At 66.1% G+C, this 17,195-nt stretch carries 19 protein-coding genes; 10 read left to right on the top strand and 9 right to left on the bottom strand.

All coding sequences use genetic code 11. The features are described 5' to 3' along the window. Positions 1-142: 142 nt before the first annotated feature. Positions 143-673 carry a nucleoside kinase gene (locus tag ACFPWW_RS26200; protein WP_377313957.1) on the bottom strand — a complete coding sequence of 177 codons (531 nt, stop codon included), beginning with the start codon at positions 671-673 and terminating at the stop codon, positions 143-145. 196 nt (positions 674-869) lie between these two features. Between ACFPWW_RS26200 and ACFPWW_RS26195 the strand changes: the two genes are divergently transcribed. From ACFPWW_RS26195 to ACFPWW_RS26185, 3 genes are all read left to right on the top strand, one after another. Further along, complete coding sequence (locus tag ACFPWW_RS26195) at positions 870-1,520, top strand: dihydrofolate reductase family protein (protein ID WP_377313955.1); 651 nt, start codon at positions 870-872, stop codon at positions 1,518-1,520. Positions 1,521-1,756: 236 nt separating this feature from the next. Then, a complete protein-coding gene (locus tag ACFPWW_RS26190; protein WP_377313953.1) occupies positions 1,757-3,247 on the top strand; it encodes a L,D-transpeptidase family protein in 1,491 nt (496 codons plus the stop codon). Between the two features lie 82 nt (positions 3,248-3,329). Further along, the gene (locus tag ACFPWW_RS26185; RefSeq protein WP_377313951.1) at positions 3,330-4,295 is read left to right on the top strand and encodes a DMT family transporter; all 966 of its coding nucleotides are present in this window, start codon (positions 3,330-3,332) and stop codon (positions 4,293-4,295) included. Between the two features lie 18 nt (positions 4,296-4,313). Here ACFPWW_RS26185 and ACFPWW_RS26180 read toward each other — a convergent pair whose 3' ends face one another. Next, positions 4,314-4,934 carry a TetR/AcrR family transcriptional regulator gene (locus tag ACFPWW_RS26180; protein WP_377313949.1) on the bottom strand — a complete coding sequence of 207 codons (621 nt, stop codon included), beginning with the start codon at positions 4,932-4,934 and terminating at the stop codon, positions 4,314-4,316. 172 nt (positions 4,935-5,106) lie between these two features. Here ACFPWW_RS26180 and ACFPWW_RS26175 point away from each other — a divergent pair, with 172 nt between their 5' ends. Further along, positions 5,107-6,138 carry an aldo/keto reductase gene (locus ACFPWW_RS26175; RefSeq protein ID WP_377313947.1) on the top strand — a complete coding sequence of 344 codons (1,032 nt, stop codon included), beginning with the start codon at positions 5,107-5,109 and terminating at the stop codon, positions 6,136-6,138. Between the two features lie 101 nt (positions 6,139-6,239). Here the strand turns inward: ACFPWW_RS26175 and ACFPWW_RS26170 are convergent, their stop codons facing one another. Then, a complete protein-coding gene (locus ACFPWW_RS26170; RefSeq protein WP_377313945.1) occupies positions 6,240-6,980 on the bottom strand; it encodes a gamma-glutamylcyclotransferase in 741 nt (246 codons plus the stop codon). Between the two features lie 235 nt (positions 6,981-7,215). Between ACFPWW_RS26170 and ACFPWW_RS26165 the strand changes: the two genes are divergently transcribed. Continuing rightward, complete coding sequence (locus ACFPWW_RS26165) at positions 7,216-7,962, top strand: phosphotransferase family protein (RefSeq protein WP_377313943.1); 747 nt, start codon at positions 7,216-7,218, stop codon at positions 7,960-7,962. Between the two features lie 43 nt (positions 7,963-8,005). On the opposite strand, the gene ACFPWW_RS26160 is transcribed toward ACFPWW_RS26165, so the two are convergent. From ACFPWW_RS26160 to ACFPWW_RS26150, 3 genes are read right to left on the bottom strand one after another with little or no spacing between them, the layout of a single operon-like run. After that, positions 8,006-8,404, bottom strand: coding sequence for a Fur family transcriptional regulator (locus ACFPWW_RS26160; protein ID WP_112569767.1), 399 nt, complete (start codon positions 8,402-8,404; stop codon positions 8,006-8,008). Further along, on the bottom strand, positions 8,401-9,216 hold the full coding sequence (znuB, locus tag ACFPWW_RS26155) for a zinc ABC transporter permease subunit ZnuB (protein WP_112755029.1): 816 nt from the start codon (positions 9,214-9,216) through the stop codon (positions 8,401-8,403). The genes ACFPWW_RS26160 and znuB overlap by 4 nt, the downstream gene beginning before the upstream one ends. Then, on the bottom strand, positions 9,209-10,180 hold the full coding sequence (locus ACFPWW_RS26150; RefSeq protein WP_377313941.1) for an ATP-binding cassette domain-containing protein: 972 nt from the start codon (positions 10,178-10,180) through the stop codon (positions 9,209-9,211). Before ACFPWW_RS26150 ends, znuB begins: the two co-directional genes overlap by 8 nt. Positions 10,181-10,282: 102 nt before the next feature. Between ACFPWW_RS26150 and ACFPWW_RS26145 the strand changes: the two genes are divergently transcribed. The 4 genes from ACFPWW_RS26145 (at position 10,283) to ACFPWW_RS26130 (ending at position 13,379) form a co-directional block, all read left to right on the top strand. Then, positions 10,283-11,260, top strand: coding sequence for a zinc ABC transporter substrate-binding protein (locus tag ACFPWW_RS26145; RefSeq protein WP_377313939.1), 978 nt, complete (start codon positions 10,283-10,285; stop codon positions 11,258-11,260). A 179-nt stretch (positions 11,261-11,439) separates the two neighbouring features. Next, a complete protein-coding gene (gene zigA / locus ACFPWW_RS26140; RefSeq protein WP_377313937.1) occupies positions 11,440-12,645 on the top strand; it encodes a zinc metallochaperone GTPase ZigA in 1,206 nt (401 codons plus the stop codon). Beyond that, complete coding sequence (locus ACFPWW_RS26135) at positions 12,642-12,821, top strand: hypothetical protein (RefSeq protein WP_377313935.1); 180 nt, start codon at positions 12,642-12,644, stop codon at positions 12,819-12,821. The genes zigA and ACFPWW_RS26135 overlap by 4 nt, the downstream gene beginning before the upstream one ends. A gap of 258 nt (positions 12,822-13,079) precedes the next feature. After that, positions 13,080-13,379: a hypothetical protein gene (locus ACFPWW_RS26130; RefSeq protein ID WP_112755039.1), complete on the top strand. Its 300-nt coding sequence runs from the start codon at positions 13,080-13,082 to the stop codon at positions 13,377-13,379. Here the strand turns inward: ACFPWW_RS26130 and ACFPWW_RS26125 are convergent. After that, positions 13,361-14,509 carry an HPP family protein gene (locus ACFPWW_RS26125; protein WP_112569756.1) on the bottom strand — a complete coding sequence of 383 codons (1,149 nt, stop codon included), beginning with the start codon at positions 14,507-14,509 and terminating at the stop codon, positions 13,361-13,363. The two genes, ACFPWW_RS26130 and ACFPWW_RS26125, sit on opposite strands and share 19 nt — an antisense overlap. 51 nt (positions 14,510-14,560) lie before the next feature. Beyond that, positions 14,561-15,457 (bottom strand): LysR family transcriptional regulator, encoded by an 897-nt coding sequence (locus ACFPWW_RS26120; protein WP_377313933.1) that lies wholly within the window; start codon positions 15,455-15,457, stop codon positions 14,561-14,563. Positions 15,458-15,574: 117 nt separating this feature from the next. Between ACFPWW_RS26120 and ACFPWW_RS26115 the strand changes: the two genes are divergently transcribed. Then, a complete protein-coding gene (locus tag ACFPWW_RS26115; protein WP_377313931.1) occupies positions 15,575-16,249 on the top strand; it encodes a 5-formyltetrahydrofolate cyclo-ligase in 675 nt (224 codons plus the stop codon). Positions 16,250-16,346: 97 nt separating this feature from the next. Here the strand turns inward: ACFPWW_RS26115 and ACFPWW_RS26110 are convergent, their stop codons facing one another. Further along, a complete protein-coding gene (locus ACFPWW_RS26110) occupies positions 16,347-17,081 on the bottom strand; it encodes a transposase (protein ID WP_377314185.1) in 735 nt (244 codons plus the stop codon). Between the last annotated feature and the right edge of the window lie 114 nt (positions 17,082-17,195).

Raw genomic sequence — 17,195 nt, 5'->3', positions numbered from 1 at the left:
CGGCTTTGCGTCCCGAACCGGAGCGAGGCGGACCTTGCCGCCAAGGTCGCCGGCTGCCGTGCCCGGCGAAACTCGCACAGGCGGGCCGTCGAGTCTCCCCTTGATTTCCGGGGTGCGCAGCAGCGGCCGGCGGGCGCGCAGCCTAGACACCCTCCCCGCATCTCGACAGGATATCGTCGACGACAAGCACAAGCGGTGCCGTGGCGTCGATGGTCGTCGCGTTTGCGGGAATGCCCTCCTTGGTCGCGTGCACGCGAAAAACCACCGCGCGTTCGGCCGTATTGCCGCCGAACTCGTCTTCCCCTCTTCCGGCAAGCCGCCGCTCCAACGTGTCGAGATCGACGTCGAGAACGAAAACCGCGTCGAACAGGCCGATGAACTGGCCGGAATTCCTCGATCCGCCGCAGAAGAAGGAGACCGGGCAGCTCTTGTCGGCCACGATCGACCTGACCCTGTCGACGTTCCAGACATGGTGCCGGTGCCGGAAATCCACGTCCCGGCCGTTCGCCCGCAGCACGGCCTCGCAGAGCGGCTCGCCGGTCTGCGGATCGCCTTGATAGGCCAGTTCGCGATCGCCGTGGACGACATGATAGCCGCGCCGCTGCAACTCGGTGGCGACCGAGGTCTTGCCGGCCCCGGAAACGCCTTCGATCAGATAGTTCCTGACACCCATCCCGCCCCCGTTCGACCAGCCGCGCATGTCCCGGCATCGGCCGGAACCCCCGTCGCCCGCTCACGCAGGGCCGGCAGCATGTACAAGTCAAGCATGACAAACAGATTTCCGACACGCCATGCGCATAAATTCCTCCGGAATGTCGGCATGCCGCTGCCGGCTTCGTCCTGGGGCCGATCACGAGAGGAGAAGCACCATGAGAAAAATCACCGCCTCCACATTCGTCAGCCTCGATGGCGTCATGCAGGCACCCGGCGGCCCCGAGGAGGACCCCGTCGGCGGCTTCCGGTTCGGCGGCTGGGTCTTCAACTACTGGGACGAGCAAGCGGGCAAGGTGATCGGCGAACTTTTCGCCAGGCCCTTCGCGCTGCTGCTCGGCCGCAGGACCTACGACATCTTCGCCGCCTACTGGCCCTATCAGGACGATGCGATCGCCAGGGCCTTCAACCCCGCCACGAAATATGTCGCCACACACCGGCCCGAAAGCCTCTCCTGGCAGAATTCGCGGGCCCTCGGCCCCGATGTCGTCGCGGCCCTGCGCAGGATCAGGCAGGAAGACGGGCCGGACCTGCTCATCCAGGGCTCGGGCAATCTCATCCAGACCCTGCTTGCCAACGACCTGATCGACGAAATGACCGTGCTGACCTTCCCGCTGCTGCTCGGCGCCGGCAAGCGGCTGTTCGAAGGCGGCGCGGCACCGCGCGCCCTCAAGCTTGCCCGCTCGGCCGTATCCGGCACCGGCGTCGTCGTCGCGACCTATGAGCGGGGCGGGCAGATCCGGCCGGGCTCGTTCGTCTCCGGCCAACCCTCCGAGGCCGAGCTTGAACGCCGCCGCACCTGGAAATAGCGGCCGGCCGCCGGTGAACATATCCGCGGCCTGCCCGGCGGGTCCGGCCGTCACGAAAATCGGGGCCGAGGATGTCGAAAAAGTGATTTGGTTCCAACAGCTTCTGCCATTGATGGGCTTGCCTGAAACAGGGAATGCCCATCTTCTGCCCGAATGTTGGCGTTCTAGTCGGCCTTCACCCCACAGGCTGAATGCGCGCGCCGCCACAATATCTATCAGGTTTCGAGGACATCAGAATGCCGCTGAAAACATCTTCCCGCTGGATCGCACCGCTTGCCGGCCTGCTGGTGCTCTCGGGAAGTGCGCTTGCCGCCCGCGCCGAGCCGCAGCCGGCGCCGCCGGTCACGCAGGCCGCGCCGAAACCCGGCTACGCCGTGCCTGCGCGCCGGCCGGCCCATATCGTCAGGCAGGATGCGGATTCGACGCTCTCGGCGCTGTTTGAAACGGCAGGCGGCAACCAGGCGAAAGTGCTGCGCGCAATGGGCGGCCTGCAGATCGTCATGAACAACGATATCGCCGATGCGGTGGAGGCCTATTACGCCCAGCCCAAGGCAAAGCTCATCTGGGTGGACGGCAAGGGGCCGACGCCCAAGGCCGCGCAGGCGCTGAGCCTTCTCAAACAGGCGGACGACTGGGGCCTGAACGCCGGCGACTATGCCGTCGCCCCGCCGCGGGGATCGGGCGACCGCGCCAGCGCCCTCGCCGAATTCGAAGTCTCGCTCTCGGCCAGGATGCTGATGTTCCTGCAGGATAATTTCCGCGGCCGCATCGATCCCAACAAGCTGTCCAACTATTATGATTTCAAGCGCAAGCCGGTCGACCTGAAGGCCACGATCGCCCAGCTTTCCGCCACGCCGGACCTGATGGTGGTCTTCGACCGCCTGCTGCCGAGCAACCCGAAATTCGCCCAGCTCGCCGCCGAGCTGCATTACCTGCGCACGTCGGGCCAGGGCGGCGACAACGCCGCCAACATCAACAAGGTGATCGTGGCGATGGAGGAGATGCGCTGGCTGCCGCAGGAATTCCCCGACCGCTACGTCTTCATCAACCAGCCGGCCTACATGGCCTATTATTACGAGAACAGCACGCTGACGCTGTCGATGAAGGCCGTGATCGGCCAGCAGGACCACCAGACCAATTTCTTCGACGCGTCGATCAAGACGGTCCAGTTCAACCCCGACTGGGGCGTGCCGCAATCGATCATCCGCAACGAGATGCTGCCGCACCTGAAGCGCGACCCGGCCTATCTCGACAAGGAAGGTTACATCGTCTCGGTCAAGGGCAAGACCATGCCTTCGGCCAAGGTGGACTGGTCGCAGCCGCTCGAAAATATCGGCGTCGTCCAGCCGCCGGGTCCCGACAATGCGCTCGGCCAGCTGAAGATCCTCTTCCCGAATTCGCACGATATCTACATGCACGACACGCCCGCGCGCGGCAAGTTCGCCTCGCAGGACCGCATGTTCAGCCATGGCTGCGTGCGCCTGGAAGACCCGAAGGCGATGGCTGCCGCCGTGCTCAAGACCTCGGTCGAATTCGTCGACCAGCAGATTGCCGACGGCCAGAAGAAGGACATGCCGGTTCCCGAACAGGTGCCGGTCTATGTCGCCTATTTCACCGCCTGGCCGACGGATGACGGCGTCATCCACTATTTCGACGACATTTACGGCCGCGACGCACAGACCCTGACGGCGATCTCGGCGACGACCGCAAGCCGCGCGCAGTCCTAGGCCCGGCCACCCGCCGCCTACCGCTTATTGCCGACGCCGCCTTCACCTGTGCGGCGACGGCAAACTGTGGCATAACTGGCCGATGGCCATACATGTCCTGGCAGTCCATCGCGAGAGTGTCGGGACGGAACAGGCGGCAGGCGGTTCGCTTGCGGGAGCCTATTCCGTCGGCGTCCTCTGCTGGCTGCTGTCGGCCGGCGTCTATATCGCCGCCAAATGGGTTTCCGCCGAAATGCCGCCCTGGGCGCTCTGCTTCTGGCGCGTGCTCATCGCGTTCGCGATCCTGCTGCCGATCGTGCGCCCCCATTTTTCCGACATGGTCGCGCTGGCGCGGGCGCGCGGCCCGGAGCTGCTGTTCATCGGCGGCATCGGCCTTGCCGTCTGCCAGGGCCTGATCTTCGTCGGCCTCGAGCATGCCGATGCCACCACCGCCGGCATCATCATCGCGCTGATCCCGATCATCACCATGATCCTCGCCCGCCTGATGCTGGCCGAGCCGATGGGACGCTGGCAGGTGGCCGGCTCCATCCTCGCCTTCCTCGGCATCCTCGCCATCATCGTCAAGGGCAGCCCGGCAGCTCTGCTGCACCTCGATTTCAATGCCGGCGAACTGTGGATCGTCGCCGGCGCCGTCTGCTTCAGCCTCTATACCGTGCTGCTGCGCCGCGCGAAATTCGACCTGAACCGGCTGGCCCTGCTCGTGCTGCTGCTTGCCACCGCAACGCTGACGGCCCTGCCCTTCTACCTCTACGAACTCGCCGCCGACGAACGCTCGACGCTGAATGCGAGCGGCCTCGTGGCGCTTGCCTATGTCGCAATCCCCGGCGGCGCGTTCATGTATTACCTCTTCAACCGCAGCATCGAGGCGCTGGGCGCTGCCCGCGCCGGCGTGCTCCTCTACATCCAGACGATCTTCATCGCCGTTCTCGCCTATTTCATCCTCGGCGAGAAGCTGCAGACCTACCACCTCGAAGGCGCGGCCCTCATCATCGCCGGCCTGCTGCTCATCATCCTGCTGAAGCCGAAGGAAAAGGCGGCCGGAGCCTGAACGGCCGGAACCACAGGCTCACGCCTTCCCGCCCGCCCCATAGCGCAGCCCGTCTACCAAGAGCGCAATCATCCGCCGCGTCGCGGCCGGATCGTCCCCCTGCCCGAGGTTTGAAAGCTGCGCGCCGGCGCGCAGGAGCTCGCCCGCCTGCACATCGCCGCGTGCCGCGCCTGCCGCAACGGCCCTGTCCAGCAGGCCCTGCAATGCGGGGATCATGCGCTGGTCGAAATAGGCAGGCAGGGCCTGATAGGCCGGATCGCCGGAATGGAGGGCTGCGGCAAGGCCGCGTTTGGCCATGATGAAATCGGCAAAGCGCTGCATCCAGCGCGCCAGCGCCTCGCCCGGCTCATGCTCGGCAGTCAATGCGGCCGCCGCATCGGCGCAGGCATCCACCTCGTTGCGCATCACCGCCTTGATGAGATCGGAGCGCTGCGGAAAGTGGCGATAGACCGTGCCGACGCCGACGCCCGCCTTTTCCGCGATCTCGCGCACCGGCGCATCGACGCCCGACGTCGCAAACACGTCCAGCGCGGCTTTCAGCAGCAAATCCAGGTTGCGCCGCGCATCGGCGCGCACCGGCTTTTCATGGCCGCTTTCGGCCGCACGCGCCTCGTCCGGGCTGCCAAACCCCTCAGTCACATCAACACCCCTTGCAAAACGGAACAACGTTCCGTATAAACGGAACCGCGTTCCGGATGCGCCCTTATACCCTCTCGCCAGGGACTTTGCCAGCAGCAAAGCCGTGATGACAGGGCTTCTACCAGATTCAAGGCCTGCCCGCGAGGCAGCGCAGTTTCAGAAGGAAAAGAAGATGCAATACCGTCCCCTTGGCCGCACCGGCATCAAGGTCAGCCCCTATTGCCTCGGCGCCATGATGTTCGGCGCCATCGGCAATGCCGATCACGACGATTCCGTCCGCATCATCCACAAGGCGCTCGATGCCGGCATCAACTTCATCGACACCGCCGACATGTACAGCCACGGCGAATCCGAGGAGATCGTCGGCAAGGCGCTGAAGGGCCGGCGCGACAATGTCGTGCTCGCCACCAAATGCTTCATCCCGATGGGCCAGGATCCGAACCAGCAGGGCAGCTCGCGCCGCTGGATCTACCGCGCCGTGGAAGACTCGCTGCGCCGCCTGCAGACCGATCATATCGACCTCTTCCAGATGCACCGCCCCGCCCCCGACACCGATATCGAGGAAACGCTTTCGGCCCTGACCGACCTGATGCGCGCAGGCAAGATCCGCGCCATCGGCTCCTCCACCTTCCCGGTCTCCGGGATCGTCGAGGCGCAATGGGTTTCCGAAAAGCGGGGGCTCGCCCGCTTCCGCACCGAGCAGCCGCCCTATTCCATCCTGCATCGCGGCATCGAGCGCGAAGTCCTGCCGGCGCTCGAACGCTACGGCATGGGCGCCCTCGTCTGGAGCCCGCTCGCCATGGGCATGCTCACCGGCCGCTACCGCCGGGGTGCCGCCCAGCCGGACAGCGCCCGCGTTGCCTATTTCCCGAAGCAGATGTCGAACGAAAACAGCCTCGATGCCGTCGAGCGGCTCATCCCGCTCGCCGAAGGCGCCGGCATCTCGCTCACCCATATGGCGCTTGCCTTCGTCATCGCCCATCCGGGCGTCACCTCGGCCATCCTCGGCCCGCGCACCATGGAACAGCTCGACGATCTCCTGGCCGGCGCGCAGGTGCGCCTCAGCGACGAACTGCTCGACGCCATCGACGCCATCGTGCCTCCCGGCACCGAAACCGGCCCGCTGGAGGCCGATTACAAGACCCCGGCGATAGAGACCGCAAGCCTGCGCCGCCGCCCGCCCGCCGAACGCGCCGCCGGCTGACCGGCAGACACGCCGAAGGCCCCGCTATTTCAACGGGGCCTTCGGCACATCGGCAACAGGGTCGAATAGGAGGCCGTCGCCAAACGGACGGCCTGCAGGGATCAGAGTGCCGCGGCGGGCGGTTGCTGCAGCCTGCGCTGCGCCTCTTCCACCTCGATCGCCAGCCCCTCCAGAAGCTCGTCCCACATGTCGAGCGCCCTCAAGCCTTCGCGCGTGCGAAACAGGTAATCGGCGGAAGTGCCGATGCTGCCGGCCGCCGTGGCAAGCCGGTGGACGGTCGCCTCCCTGGAAAGCCCGCCGGCATAGGTCGCGGCCTGCGGGTTCATGGTAAAGGCAATGCCGCTTCCGAAACGCGCGCCGTCTTCGTCGAGCAGGTCGACCCAGCGCGGAATATAGGCCTCGGCCGCCATCTCCCGCCGCCACAGCAGTTCCAGTTCGTGCAGGAGATCGTCTTCCTCCAGTCGCAGCGCCACGCCGTCGCAGCTGCCGCCGGCATCGAGCCCGAGCACGAGGCCCGGATTGTCGGGCGAGCCGCGCCCGGAGACGGTGGCAAGACAGAAGGACCGCCGCCAGCCCTCGATACGGGCCTTGCGGCTTTCGACGCTGAGAATGATCGGGTTCCAGATCAGCGAGCCATAGGCGAAGATCCAGACATCGCCCTGCGGCCGCTCGGCAAGGATCGACGCGAGCGAAGCCTGCCGCTCCTCGTCGCTCAACAGCCGCAGCGTCGGCGCCTCCCCGGCCAGCAGGTCTGCAAAACTGCCGCTCAGCAGCAGTTCGCGCGACAGGATTTCCTCGCCGCAGCAGGCGATCATATCCGAGCTTTTCTTGTTGACGGTCATGACACTCCAATTCCCGGCCCAATTCCCGGCCACAGACATCAGCAATGGCCTATCCCGCCGCATAATCCATGCCGCGCGCGGCGGATAAAGCCGGTTGTCGCGGACACACTGTCTCTGATGCCGCAACAATCGGCCGGCGGCGGCCCTGCCGCGCCCTGCATCAAGCCGCCCCCTTTCCCTTCCCGAAAGCAGCACCACATCGCTCTGAATACAACCATGAGGCGGGGAACCCGACATGATCGAAATCGGCCGTCTGCTCGGCTCGGGCAAGGAAGCGGAAGTCTTTGAGCACGGCACGCTGGCGCTGAAGCTCTACAGGCCCGGACGCCCGAAAGCCCCGGCCTTCCGCGAGGCCGCCAATCTGGCAATCGTCGAGCAGCTGTCCCTGCCCGCCCCGCGGGTTCATGTCGTCGGCGATTATCACGGCCGCTGGGGCCTGCTGATGGATCGCGTCACCGGCACCAGCCTTGCCGACGAGATGCTGCCGGAGCCGCCGCTCTCGGCCATCAGGGAGATGGCGGCCCTCCACCTGCGCCTGCACCGCGAGGCCGGCACCGGCCTTCCCGCGCTGAAACCGCGGCTGGCCGCCAATATCGAGCGCGCCGAACCGCTCGCACCCGACCTGCGCGACCGGCTGCTTCTGGCGCTCGCCGCCCTGCCCGATGGCGACAATGTCTGCCACGGCGATTTTCATCCCTGGAATATTCTGGGCGCCGGCGGCGACGCCATGATCGTCGACTGGCTGGACGCCGCCAGCGGCAATCCCGCCGCCGATGTCTGCCGCACCTATCTCCTGATGCGCCGGGCGCTGCCGGCCATCGCCGAGGCCTATGTCGTCACCTATGCGAAGGCGGCCGAGCTGGCCGCGGACGAGATCTTCACCTGGCTGCCGGTCATCGCCGCCGCCCGTCTGGCCGAGAACGTGCCGGAGGAAAACGAGGATCTGCTGCACCTTGCTGCGCTGGCGCCGACCGGCGGATAGGCAGGCTGGCGTTCACGGCGGAAGGCGGCTGTGGCGGGCGCCGTCAGGCGGCGCAAGCCTCGCAGGTGCCGCGGATTTCGATCGTCGTCTTCGCCGGCTTGAATTTCTGGCTGCGCACCCAGCCCATCAGCCGGTGATCCACCTCATGGTCGTGGAACTCGATCACCTGCCCGCAGCTTTCGCAGATCGCGAAGGCGACGATGCCGTGGCTGTGGCAATTTTCGCCGGGATGGGCGCAGGCGACGAAGGAATTGATGCTTTCCAGCCGATGCACGACGCCATATTCGAGCAGCTTTTCCAGCGCCCGGTAGACCTGCAGCGGCGCGCGAAAACCCTGGTCGCGCAGCTTGTCGAGGATCGTATAGGCGCTGAGCGGCCCCTCGGCCTTTTCGAGCACGTCGAAGACGAGCGCCTGGTTGCGGGTCATTTGCGGTGCGTTCATGAGCCTTGTCCTTGCAGGTCCCTGCGCCCGCGCCAGGCGGGAAGCAGGCTCAGAATGAAGAGAATGAGGGCGGCCACCACGATCGACGGGCCGGAGGGCGTATCGTAGGTCAGCGAGCCGAACAGCCCGCCGACGACGGCAACCGCGCCGATCAGCGAGGCAAGCACGGCCATCAGCTCCGGCGTAGAGGAAAAGCGCCGGGCGGTGGCCGCCGGAATGATGAGCAGCGAGGTGATCAGCATGATGCCGACGATCTTCATGGCAATGGCGATGACGACGGCCATCAGCAGCATGAAGAACAGCCGCGCCCGCTCCGGCCGCAGCCCCTCGGCCTCGGCCAGTTCCGGATTGACGGTGGCCGCCAGAAGCGGCCGCCACAGCCAGGCGATCGCCGCCAGAACGAGGATGCCGCCGCCCCAGATCAGCGCGATATCGGTGGTCGAAACCGCCAGGATATCGCCGAACAGGAATGCGATGAGATCGATGCGCACCCAGGTCATGAAGGCGACCATGACGAGGCCGATCGCCAGCGTGGCATGCGAGAGAATGCCGAGCAGCGCATCGGCCGACAGCGCCTGGCGCTTCTGCAGCAGGAGAAGCAGGATCGAGACGACGGCGGCGACGGCGAAGACGGCCAGCGTCAGGTTGAATTCGAAGAGCAGCGACAGCGCCACGCCGAGCAGCGCCGAATGGGCGATCGTATCGCCGAAATAGGCCATGCGCCGCCAGATGATGAAGCAGCCGAGCGGCCCCGTCGTCAGCGCCAGCCCGACGCCGGCAAGGATCGCGCGCACGAAGAAATCGTCAAGCATGACGGTTCTCCCCGTTCTCGGCCCCGCTCCGGGAATGCGTATGCGCCTGGGCCTCCGCATGTGCGTGGCCGGGGTGACGGTCCGCCTCGGCATGGGCATGGGCCTCGGCATGGCCGTGCAGATGGGCATGGCCGTGATCGTGGTGATGGTGGTGCCCGTCTTGCGGGTAGCAATGATCCGTCACCGATCCGTCTTCGTGCAGCACGCGCCCGTCCGGCAGATGGGTGTGGTCGTGATGGTGGCTGTAGACGGCCAGCGTCTGCGCCGCCCGGCTGCCGAAGAGGCGCACATATTCCGGGCTGCGGCTTACCGCCTGCGGCGTGCCGCGGCAGCAGACATGGCCGTTGAGGCAGATCACCGTATCCGTTTCCGCCATGACGACATGCAGGTCGTGCGAAATCAGCAGGATGCCGCAGCCGGTCGTGTTGCGGATCGATTTGATAAGGTCGTAAAGCGCGATCTCGCCGGCGAAATCCACCCCCTGCACCGGCTCGTCGAGCACGAGAAGATCGGGCTTGCGGGCAATGGCGCGCGCCATCAGCGCCCGCTGGAATTCGCCGCCAGAAAGGTGCTGCACCTGCGCATCCAGCATATGCGCCATGCCGGCGGCCTCAAGGGCGGCCATGATTTCGGCCTCGGGCAGCGGCCCGGTCAGCGTCATCAGCCGGCGCACGGAAAGCGGCAGCGTCCAGTCCACCGCAAGCTTCTGCGGCACATAGCCGACCTTGAGGCCGGCAATGCGGCTTACCCTGCCCTCGTCGGGCTTCAAGACGCCGATCGCGGCCTTGGCGCTCGTCGATTTGCCCGAGCCGTTCGGGCCGATCAGGGTGACGATCTCGCCGCGCGACACGGAAAAATCCACACCGCGCACCAGCCAGCGGCCGCCGCGGCGAATGCCGACATTCTCGAGCGAAACCAGCGGTTCTGCCCTGATACCGGCGGGGTCGTTTGCGGGAGAGAGCATCAAATTTTCCGAAACTGCTGTTGCGTCCTGCTATTGCACACGTTATAGCATAACGCAATTGATGTAATAACATAACAACTGCAATTCAAGCGGAGCATGCTGATGAAACTGGCGATGGGCCTTACCCTCGCAATCCCGGCTTTTCTTTTCGCCGGGTCCCTCCAGGCCGCCGATGCGCCTGTCGTCGTCACCTCCATCAAGCCGGTCCATTCGCTGGTTTCGGCCATCATGCAGGGCGTCGGCAAGCCGGAACTGATCGTCGACGGCGCCGCCTCGCCGCATACCTATAACCTGAAACCGTCCAACGCCCGCGCGCTCCAGGAGGCCAAGGTCGTCTTCTGGGTCGGCCCCGGCCTCGAAGCCTTTCTCGAAAAACCGCTGGAATCGCTCGGCTCCGACGCCATCGTCGCAAGGCTCGACAATGCGCCAGGCCTGGTGAAACTGCCCTTCCGCGAAGGCGGCGCCTTCGAGGCCCATGACGACGGCGACGAGCACGACCACGCCCACGCCGCCGACGACCACGGCCATGACGACCATGACCACGACCATGACGACCATCACGGTTTCGACACCCATCTCTGGCTGGACCCGATGAATGCCAAGGCCATGGCCGCCGAGATTACCACCACGCTGGTCGCCGCCGATCCCGCCAACGCGCTGACCTACGAGGCCAATGCCAAGGCGCTGGACGAAAAGCTGGATGCGCTCGACGAGGAAATTGCCGCGACCGTGTCACCGGTCAAGGACAAGCCCTTCATCGTCTTCCACGATGCCTATCAATATTTCGAGCACCGCTACCATATCCGCGTCGCCGGCTCGATCACCGTCAGCCCGGAAACCATTCCGGGTGCCGAGCGCGTCTCCGAGATCCACCGCAAGGTCGGCGATCTCGGCGCCACCTGCGTCTTTGCCGAGCCGCAGTTCGAACCGCGCCTCGTCGATGTCGTCATCGAGGGCACGAAGGCGAAGTCGGGCGTGCTCGACCCGGAAGCCGCCACCCTGCCCGCCGGCCCCGATCTCTATTTCACCCTCATGCGCGGCATCGCAGGCAGCATGCGCAATTGCCTCGCCAGCGCGTGAGCCCGAGCGGTCCTCGCCCGGCGACGGGCGCCACGCGATCGCCAGAGGGAGCGCCCCCTTGCGCTCCCCCGGACTTGCAGCCCGCCCGCGCGCGCTGCGGCGAAAGAAGGCGGCGACACCCCCGTTCCGCCTTTTTTTGCCGATACGAATGTTACGTTATAACATAATAGGATGATATCATGGATAACAGGCTTCCCGTCACCGTGCTCTCCGGCTTCCTCGGCGCCGGCAAGACGACATTGCTCAACCATGTCCTTTCCAATCGCGAGGGCATGCGCGTCGCCGTCATCGTCAACGATATGAGCGAGGTGAATATCGATGCCGCCCTGGTGCGCGATGGCGGCGCCAATCTCTCGCGCACGGAAGAGCAGCTGGTGGAAATGACCAACGGCTGCATCTGCTGCACGCTGCGCGACGACCTTCTGAAAGAAGTGCGCCAGCTCGCCGAACAGGGCCGCTTCGATTACCTCCTGATCGAATCGACCGGCATTGCCGAGCCCCTGCCCGTCGCCACCACCTTCGAATTCCGCGACGAGAACGGCGCCAGCCTGTCCGATGTCGCCCGCCTCGATACGATGGTGACGGTCGTCGATGCCGCCAACCTGCTCGCCGATTACGCCTCTTCCGATTTCCTTGCCGACCGCGGCGAAACGGCCGGCGACGGCGACGGCAGGACGATCGTCGACCTGCTCGTCGAGCAGATCGAATTTGCCGATATCGTCGTGCTGAACAAGATCGGCACGGCGAGCCAAGACGAGCGCGACGCGGCGAGAAAGATCATCGCCGGCCTCAACCCGGATGCGCGCATCATCGAGACCGATTTCGGCAAGGTGGCGCTGAAAGACGTGCTCGGCACCGACCGCTTCGATATCGACAAGGCCGAGACCCACCCGCTCTGGTACAAGGAACTGCACGGCTTCAGGAACCATGTGCCGGAAACCGAGGAATACGGCATCCGCTCCTTCGTCTACCGCGAAAGGCGCCCTTTCCATCCCGCAAAGCTGCAGGCCTTCCTCGACAGGAGCTGGCCCGGCGTGGTGCGCGCCAAGGGCTTCTTTTGGCTCGCCACCCGCCCGCATCATGTCGGCGAGATCAGCCAGGCCGGCGCCATCGTGCGCACCGGCAGGATGGGCCTCTGGTGGGCGGCCGTCCCGCGCGAGCAATGGCCGGACGAGCCCGCCTTCCTCAGCGCCATCGGCCCCTATCTCGACCCCGTCTGGGGCGACCGCCGCCAGGAAATCGTCTTCATCGGCGCCGACCCGATGGACGAAGCCTGGATCCGCGCCGAACTCGACGCCTGCCTTGTGGAAAGCGCGGCCTTCACGCCGGAACGCTGGCGCAACCTGCCCGATCCGTTCGTCAGCTGGAACCGGCGGGCGGCATGAAGGCGACCGCGATCAGACCCTACCGTTGCCTCTGCATCGAATGCGAGCCGCTGCCGCCGATCGAGGGGCTGCATCCGCTGACCTATTCGGATGAGGGGCAGAACGAGGCGCGCAGATCGAAAGGCATGCTCGGCACCATTGCCGAACTGGTCATGCCCACCCGGCGACGGGATTAGCGCCTTGATGCCGGCGCGCCGCGCGCCGGCCTTCCTTCGTCCGGCGGCCACACGGCTGCGGCGGTGATTTTTTGCGCAGAACAACCTGCTGATCTTTTTTTCATCATCGGGAATTCAATAAATGGGCAGGCAAGCGCTTCGGCCCGCCCCCTGCCCGCCCTTGATCGCCCTCGATCGCCCGGAAGGCCAGGGCCCGGCCGGAATGCGGCGACTGGCACGCCGCTTGCAGCCGTTTCACCACAGACCATCAGGTGAACCATGCTGCCAGTCCTGACCGACCTTCTGCTTGCCGCGACACTCGCCCTCAGCCTGCGGCGCTTCATCCTGCCCTATCTGGCGCAGGATGACGTCATGCGGGCGTCCGCGCCGGTGACGATGGTGGCAAGCGCGGTGTTTCTGGGCGCGCTGGCGCTGACCTGCTCGGACAAGACGTTCTGGAGCGCGACGCTCACGCTGACCGGCGGCGCGCTCATGGCCTTTCTCGTCGACGACAGGTGGCCGAGGCTCGCCGTTGCGGCCGCCGTTGCCTGCCTGCTTGCCTATCTCGGCATGCGCTGATTGCTGTTGGCCGCGACCTCGGCCCGCCTTTCGCCCCTCGGCAAAGCCCGCGCGACCGCGCTCAGGAGGTCCGTCTGCGAGATCAGCCCGACGATGCGGCCCTCCTCGTCGACGATGATGACGGCATGGGTGCGCCCGTCGGTCAGCTCCGGCAGCAGGCCCATCGCCACATCGCCGGCGCGCGCCACCGTGGCCGGCGAAACCAGCCGCTCCAGCGAGCCCGAGGCCAGCGCAAGCTCGCGCAGGCCGACCGTGCCGATCAGCCTTCCCGCCTCGTCGCGCACCGGCAGGGTGCGGATATTGTGGTTGAGCAGCAGCCAGCGCGCCTGCTCCACCGTCGCGTCGGCATCGATGGCGATCACGTCGCGCGACATGATATCGGCGCAGCGGATTTCCGCATTGGCGCGCGCCACCGCCTCGAATTCCACCTGCCGCAGCAGCCGCGCCAGATCGGCGCGGTCGATATCGAAGGTCTCGTTGAACCGGGCGAGCGCCGCGTCGATATCCTCTTCCTGGAAACCGGCGCGTTCGACCGGCGGCCGGTCGGCCGTCAGGTGCGTGTTGACGGGTGCCGCCGCCACATGCGGGTAATTGTGCCGCGACAGCTTGTGAAAGACGAGGCCGAGCGCCACCAGCAGGCAGGAATTCAGCGCCACCGGCACGAAGGGAAAGAGCATGCCCCAGCTGGCGACGACGGGGCCGCCGAGCACCGCCGTCAGCGCCGCCGCCCCGCCCGGCGGGTGCAGGCAGCGGGTAAAGGACATGGCGGCGATCGCCAGCGACACGCCGACCCCGGTCGCCACGATCGGATCGCGGATCACGCTGGCCGCCGCCACGCCCATGATCGCCGAGATCGTATTGCCGCCGATGATCGACCAGGGCTGCGCGAGCGGGCTTGCCGGCACCGCAAAGAGCAGCACGGCAGAGGCCCCCATCGGCGCCACGATCAGCGGCAGGTGCGAGCCCTCGCCGAACAGCGCGCCGCAGAGCAGGCCCGTCAGCGCGATGGACACGAGCGCGCCGAGACAGGCCAGCAGCCGGTCGCGCAGCGTCGCACCGGCGAGAATGGGATGGAACAGCCGCGAGAGGGAAGACCGGCGGGGCGTCTCGTCGGGATCTGATATGCGCATGAAAAACTCTTTGGCGAAGGCTGGGGCTTGGGGGCGAGCTGGAAGGGGATGCTATTGCAGCATGGCGGGCGGCGCATCCGGCGGCAGCATGATGCGCTCGAAGGCCTGCAGCGGATCGGACCGCCGCTCGCGCCGTGAAATCAGCAGCGTGTCGACGGGGCCGAGCCGGTGCACCGTGACCTCGCCCTTCCAGGGCAGCATGTCGAGCACCGAGCGCGGCATGACGCCGACGGCATTGCCGGCCACGACCTGCGCCAGGATCGCGTGATAGGAACTCATCTCCACCGTCGGCAGGTCGGTGCGGCCGCGCATCCACCGCTCGGCAAGCTGCCGGTAGGTGCAGCCGGGTTCCAGCGCGGCAAGGGCCGGAAGGCGGATATCCTGCGGGGCGGCGACCGAGGCATGGTGCGGCGGCAGCACCAGCAGCAGGTCTTCCTCATAGACGCGGGCCTGGCGCAGATCGCCGGCATCGACCCCGGCGGCCGACAGCCAGCCGGGCTCGCCCTGCGGCGTGGCGATCAGCGCGCAATCGAGCTCGCCGGAGAGAACCGCCCTCGCCAGCTCCCGCGTGGCGCCGAGCGTCAGCTTCAGCGCAATATCCGGGTTCTGGTCGTTGAAACGGGCAAGCACCGGCGGAAGGCGGCTGGCGGCCGTGCTTTCCATCGTGCCGAGGCGCAAGCTCGGCTGCGGGCGGGCGCTCTTCAGCGCCAGCTGCGCCTCGTCGGCAAGCGCCGTCAGCCGCCGGGCATAGGAGAGAAAGACCTGCCCCTCCGCCGTCAGCGTCATGCGTTTGCCGTCGCGGCTGAAGAGCGCGGCATCCATCTGCGCTTCCAGCGCCTGGACGCGGGTGGTCACGTTGGAGGGCGCCCGCAAGAGCCGCCTGGCCGCGCGCGTGACGCTGCCCTCTTCGGCAACGGCAAGGAAAATTTCCAGGGAAGACAGATCCACATCGATCTCGCTTGATGAACGAACTTGTCTATTATTCCAATTCGGAGAATGATCGCAATCGCCCCGGCTGCCAAAATCGTCGCCTGAACAAGAAACTTCTTCCGATCGGACCGCCCCATGCAGAAAGACGAACCAGACGACTATGCCTCGCCGGCATGCCTGATGCACGAGGTCGATCCCGCCTATATGGGGCTGGACGAGCCGTGGGAGGCCGTGCGGGAATGGCGCGGGCGCGAGCGCAAACGGCTGGTCGAGGCGCGCAAGGCGATCGGCGCGGCCGAGCGCGAGCGCAGGACGGCGCTGATCGCGTCGCATCTGCGCCTGCTTCTTGGTCCTCTAATCGCGGGAAAATGCATCAGCGCCTATTGGCCCTTTCAGGGCGAGCCGGACCTGCGCGGCTGGCTGGCGGAGATTGCCGCCGAGGGCGCCACCTGCCTGCTGCCGGTCGTGGCGCAAAAGGCAGGCCCGCTCGAATTCCGGACCTGGACGCCGGGGGCTGCGCTGACGCGCGGCGTGCTCGGCATTCTCATCCCCGCCGGCGGGCAGCAGCGGCAGCCCGATATCGTCATCGCCCCCGTCATCGGCTACGACCGCGGCTGCTACCGCCTCGGCGTCGGCGGCGGTTATTTCGACCGCACGCTGGCAGCCCTCTCCCCCAGGCCGCTCGCAATCGGCATCGGATTTGCGCAGCAGCAGATCCGCACGATCAAGCCTCAGCCGCACGATATCCCGATGGATGCCGTCGTCACCGAGAACGGCGTGATCCGCCGCCCCGGCGGCCCCCTCGCCTGACGGCAGAAGCAAAACAAAAGGGCGATCGAACAGGCTGTGTGAAAACCTCTTGGGGCCTCGGTTTTGACCGGGGCCTTATTTGCATTGGGTGTTTCGTCTACGCGGGTGTCGGCTTGGTGTTGATGGTGCGCATGATGTTGTAGGCGAGGATTGAGAGGGCCATTTCGGTTCTGGTGCCCTTGAGGTTCCTTGTCAGGAAACGGCCGCCCGCCATCATTGGCTTGATGGTGCCGAACGGGTGTTCGACGGCAGAACGGCGGATGCGCATCATCTCCGGGGTAGCCCGTTCCTTCATCCTGTTGAGCGCATCCTCATCGAAGTGCCGGCTGACATGGCGTCTTGAGCCGGTGGTGCAGCGCGATTTGAGAATGCAAGCGCCACAGTCGTCCGGCTTTGCGGCATAGAACACCAGGCGGTCCTTGTTCATGACCTGCTTGCGTTCGAGCATCCGGCCCTGAGGGCAGACGAACCGGTCTGCCATGACGTCGTAGGCAAAGGCGGTGCGGTCGAACAGCGTGCCGTCACCCGTGTTGTTGACGGTGCGGTTGGCTGGGGCGCAGGGCGTGATGCCATCGTCCTCGCAGGCGCTTGCCTGTGCGCCGTTGGAATAGCCGGCATCGGCGACCACCGTCAGGCTGTCGAGGGAAAGCACGTCCTTCGTCGCCCTGGCCATCGGGTGAAGCATGCGGTTGTCGCTTGTCTCATCGGTGACGTCGTGGTGGACGATCAGGCCGCTATCGGCATCGACGACGCTCTGGACATTGTAGGCGGGCGGCTTTGGCCCCTTGCCCTTGCCCATCGGGCGCGCATCCGCTTCGCCCGGGACTGTCAGGAATTCTGTGCGTGAGGCCGGTTCGTCATTGGTTGAAGAACCGTTCGCCGAAGACGACGGCGAATTGGGTTTTGGCCTCGAACCATTCGCGCGGCGGACGTTTCCAGTCTTCGG

Origin of the sequence: Rhizobium sp. GCM10022189 (assembly GCF_042656325.1) — a bacterium.
GTDB lineage: Bacteria > Pseudomonadota > Alphaproteobacteria > Rhizobiales > Rhizobiaceae > Rhizobium.
The sequence above is the reverse complement of the archived record's forward strand: the minus strand, read 5'-3'. Positions and strand labels throughout refer to the sequence as shown.

Bases quoted from the DNA above. Each gene is read 5' to 3' on its own strand.
- ACFPWW_RS26200 (WP_377313957.1), bottom strand. From the start codon at position 673: ATGGGTGTCAGGAACTATCTGATCGAAGGCGTTTCCGGGGCCGGCAAG.
- ACFPWW_RS26195 (WP_377313955.1), top strand. From the start codon at position 870: ATGAGAAAAATCACCGCCTCCACATTCGTCAGCCTCGATGGCGTCATG.
- ACFPWW_RS26190 (WP_377313953.1), top strand. From the start codon at position 1,757: ATGCCGCTGAAAACATCTTCCCGCTGGATCGCACCGCTTGCCGGCCTG.
- ACFPWW_RS26185 (WP_377313951.1), top strand. From the start codon at position 3,330: ATGGCCATACATGTCCTGGCAGTCCATCGCGAGAGTGTCGGGACGGAA.
- ACFPWW_RS26175 (WP_377313947.1), top strand. From the start codon at position 5,107: ATGCAATACCGTCCCCTTGGCCGCACCGGCATCAAGGTCAGCCCCTAT.
- ACFPWW_RS26170 (WP_377313945.1), bottom strand. From the start codon at position 6,980: ATGACCGTCAACAAGAAAAGCTCGGATATGATCGCCTGCTGCGGCGAG.
- ACFPWW_RS26165 (WP_377313943.1), top strand. From the start codon at position 7,216: ATGATCGAAATCGGCCGTCTGCTCGGCTCGGGCAAGGAAGCGGAAGTC.
- ACFPWW_RS26160 (WP_112569767.1), bottom strand. From the start codon at position 8,404: ATGAACGCACCGCAAATGACCCGCAACCAGGCGCTCGTCTTCGACGTG.
- znuB (WP_112755029.1), bottom strand. From the start codon at position 9,216: ATGCTTGACGATTTCTTCGTGCGCGCGATCCTTGCCGGCGTCGGGCTG.
- ACFPWW_RS26150 (WP_377313941.1), bottom strand. From the start codon at position 10,180: ATGCTCTCTCCCGCAAACGACCCCGCCGGTATCAGGGCAGAACCGCTG.
- ACFPWW_RS26145 (WP_377313939.1), top strand. From the start codon at position 10,283: ATGAAACTGGCGATGGGCCTTACCCTCGCAATCCCGGCTTTTCTTTTC.
- zigA (WP_377313937.1), top strand. From the start codon at position 11,440: ATGGATAACAGGCTTCCCGTCACCGTGCTCTCCGGCTTCCTCGGCGCC.
- ACFPWW_RS26135 (WP_377313935.1), top strand. From the start codon at position 12,642: ATGAAGGCGACCGCGATCAGACCCTACCGTTGCCTCTGCATCGAATGC.
- ACFPWW_RS26130 (WP_112755039.1), top strand. From the start codon at position 13,080: ATGCTGCCAGTCCTGACCGACCTTCTGCTTGCCGCGACACTCGCCCTC.
- ACFPWW_RS26125 (WP_112569756.1), bottom strand. From the start codon at position 14,509: ATGCGCATATCAGATCCCGACGAGACGCCCCGCCGGTCTTCCCTCTCG.
- ACFPWW_RS26115 (WP_377313931.1), top strand. From the start codon at position 15,575: ATGCAGAAAGACGAACCAGACGACTATGCCTCGCCGGCATGCCTGATG.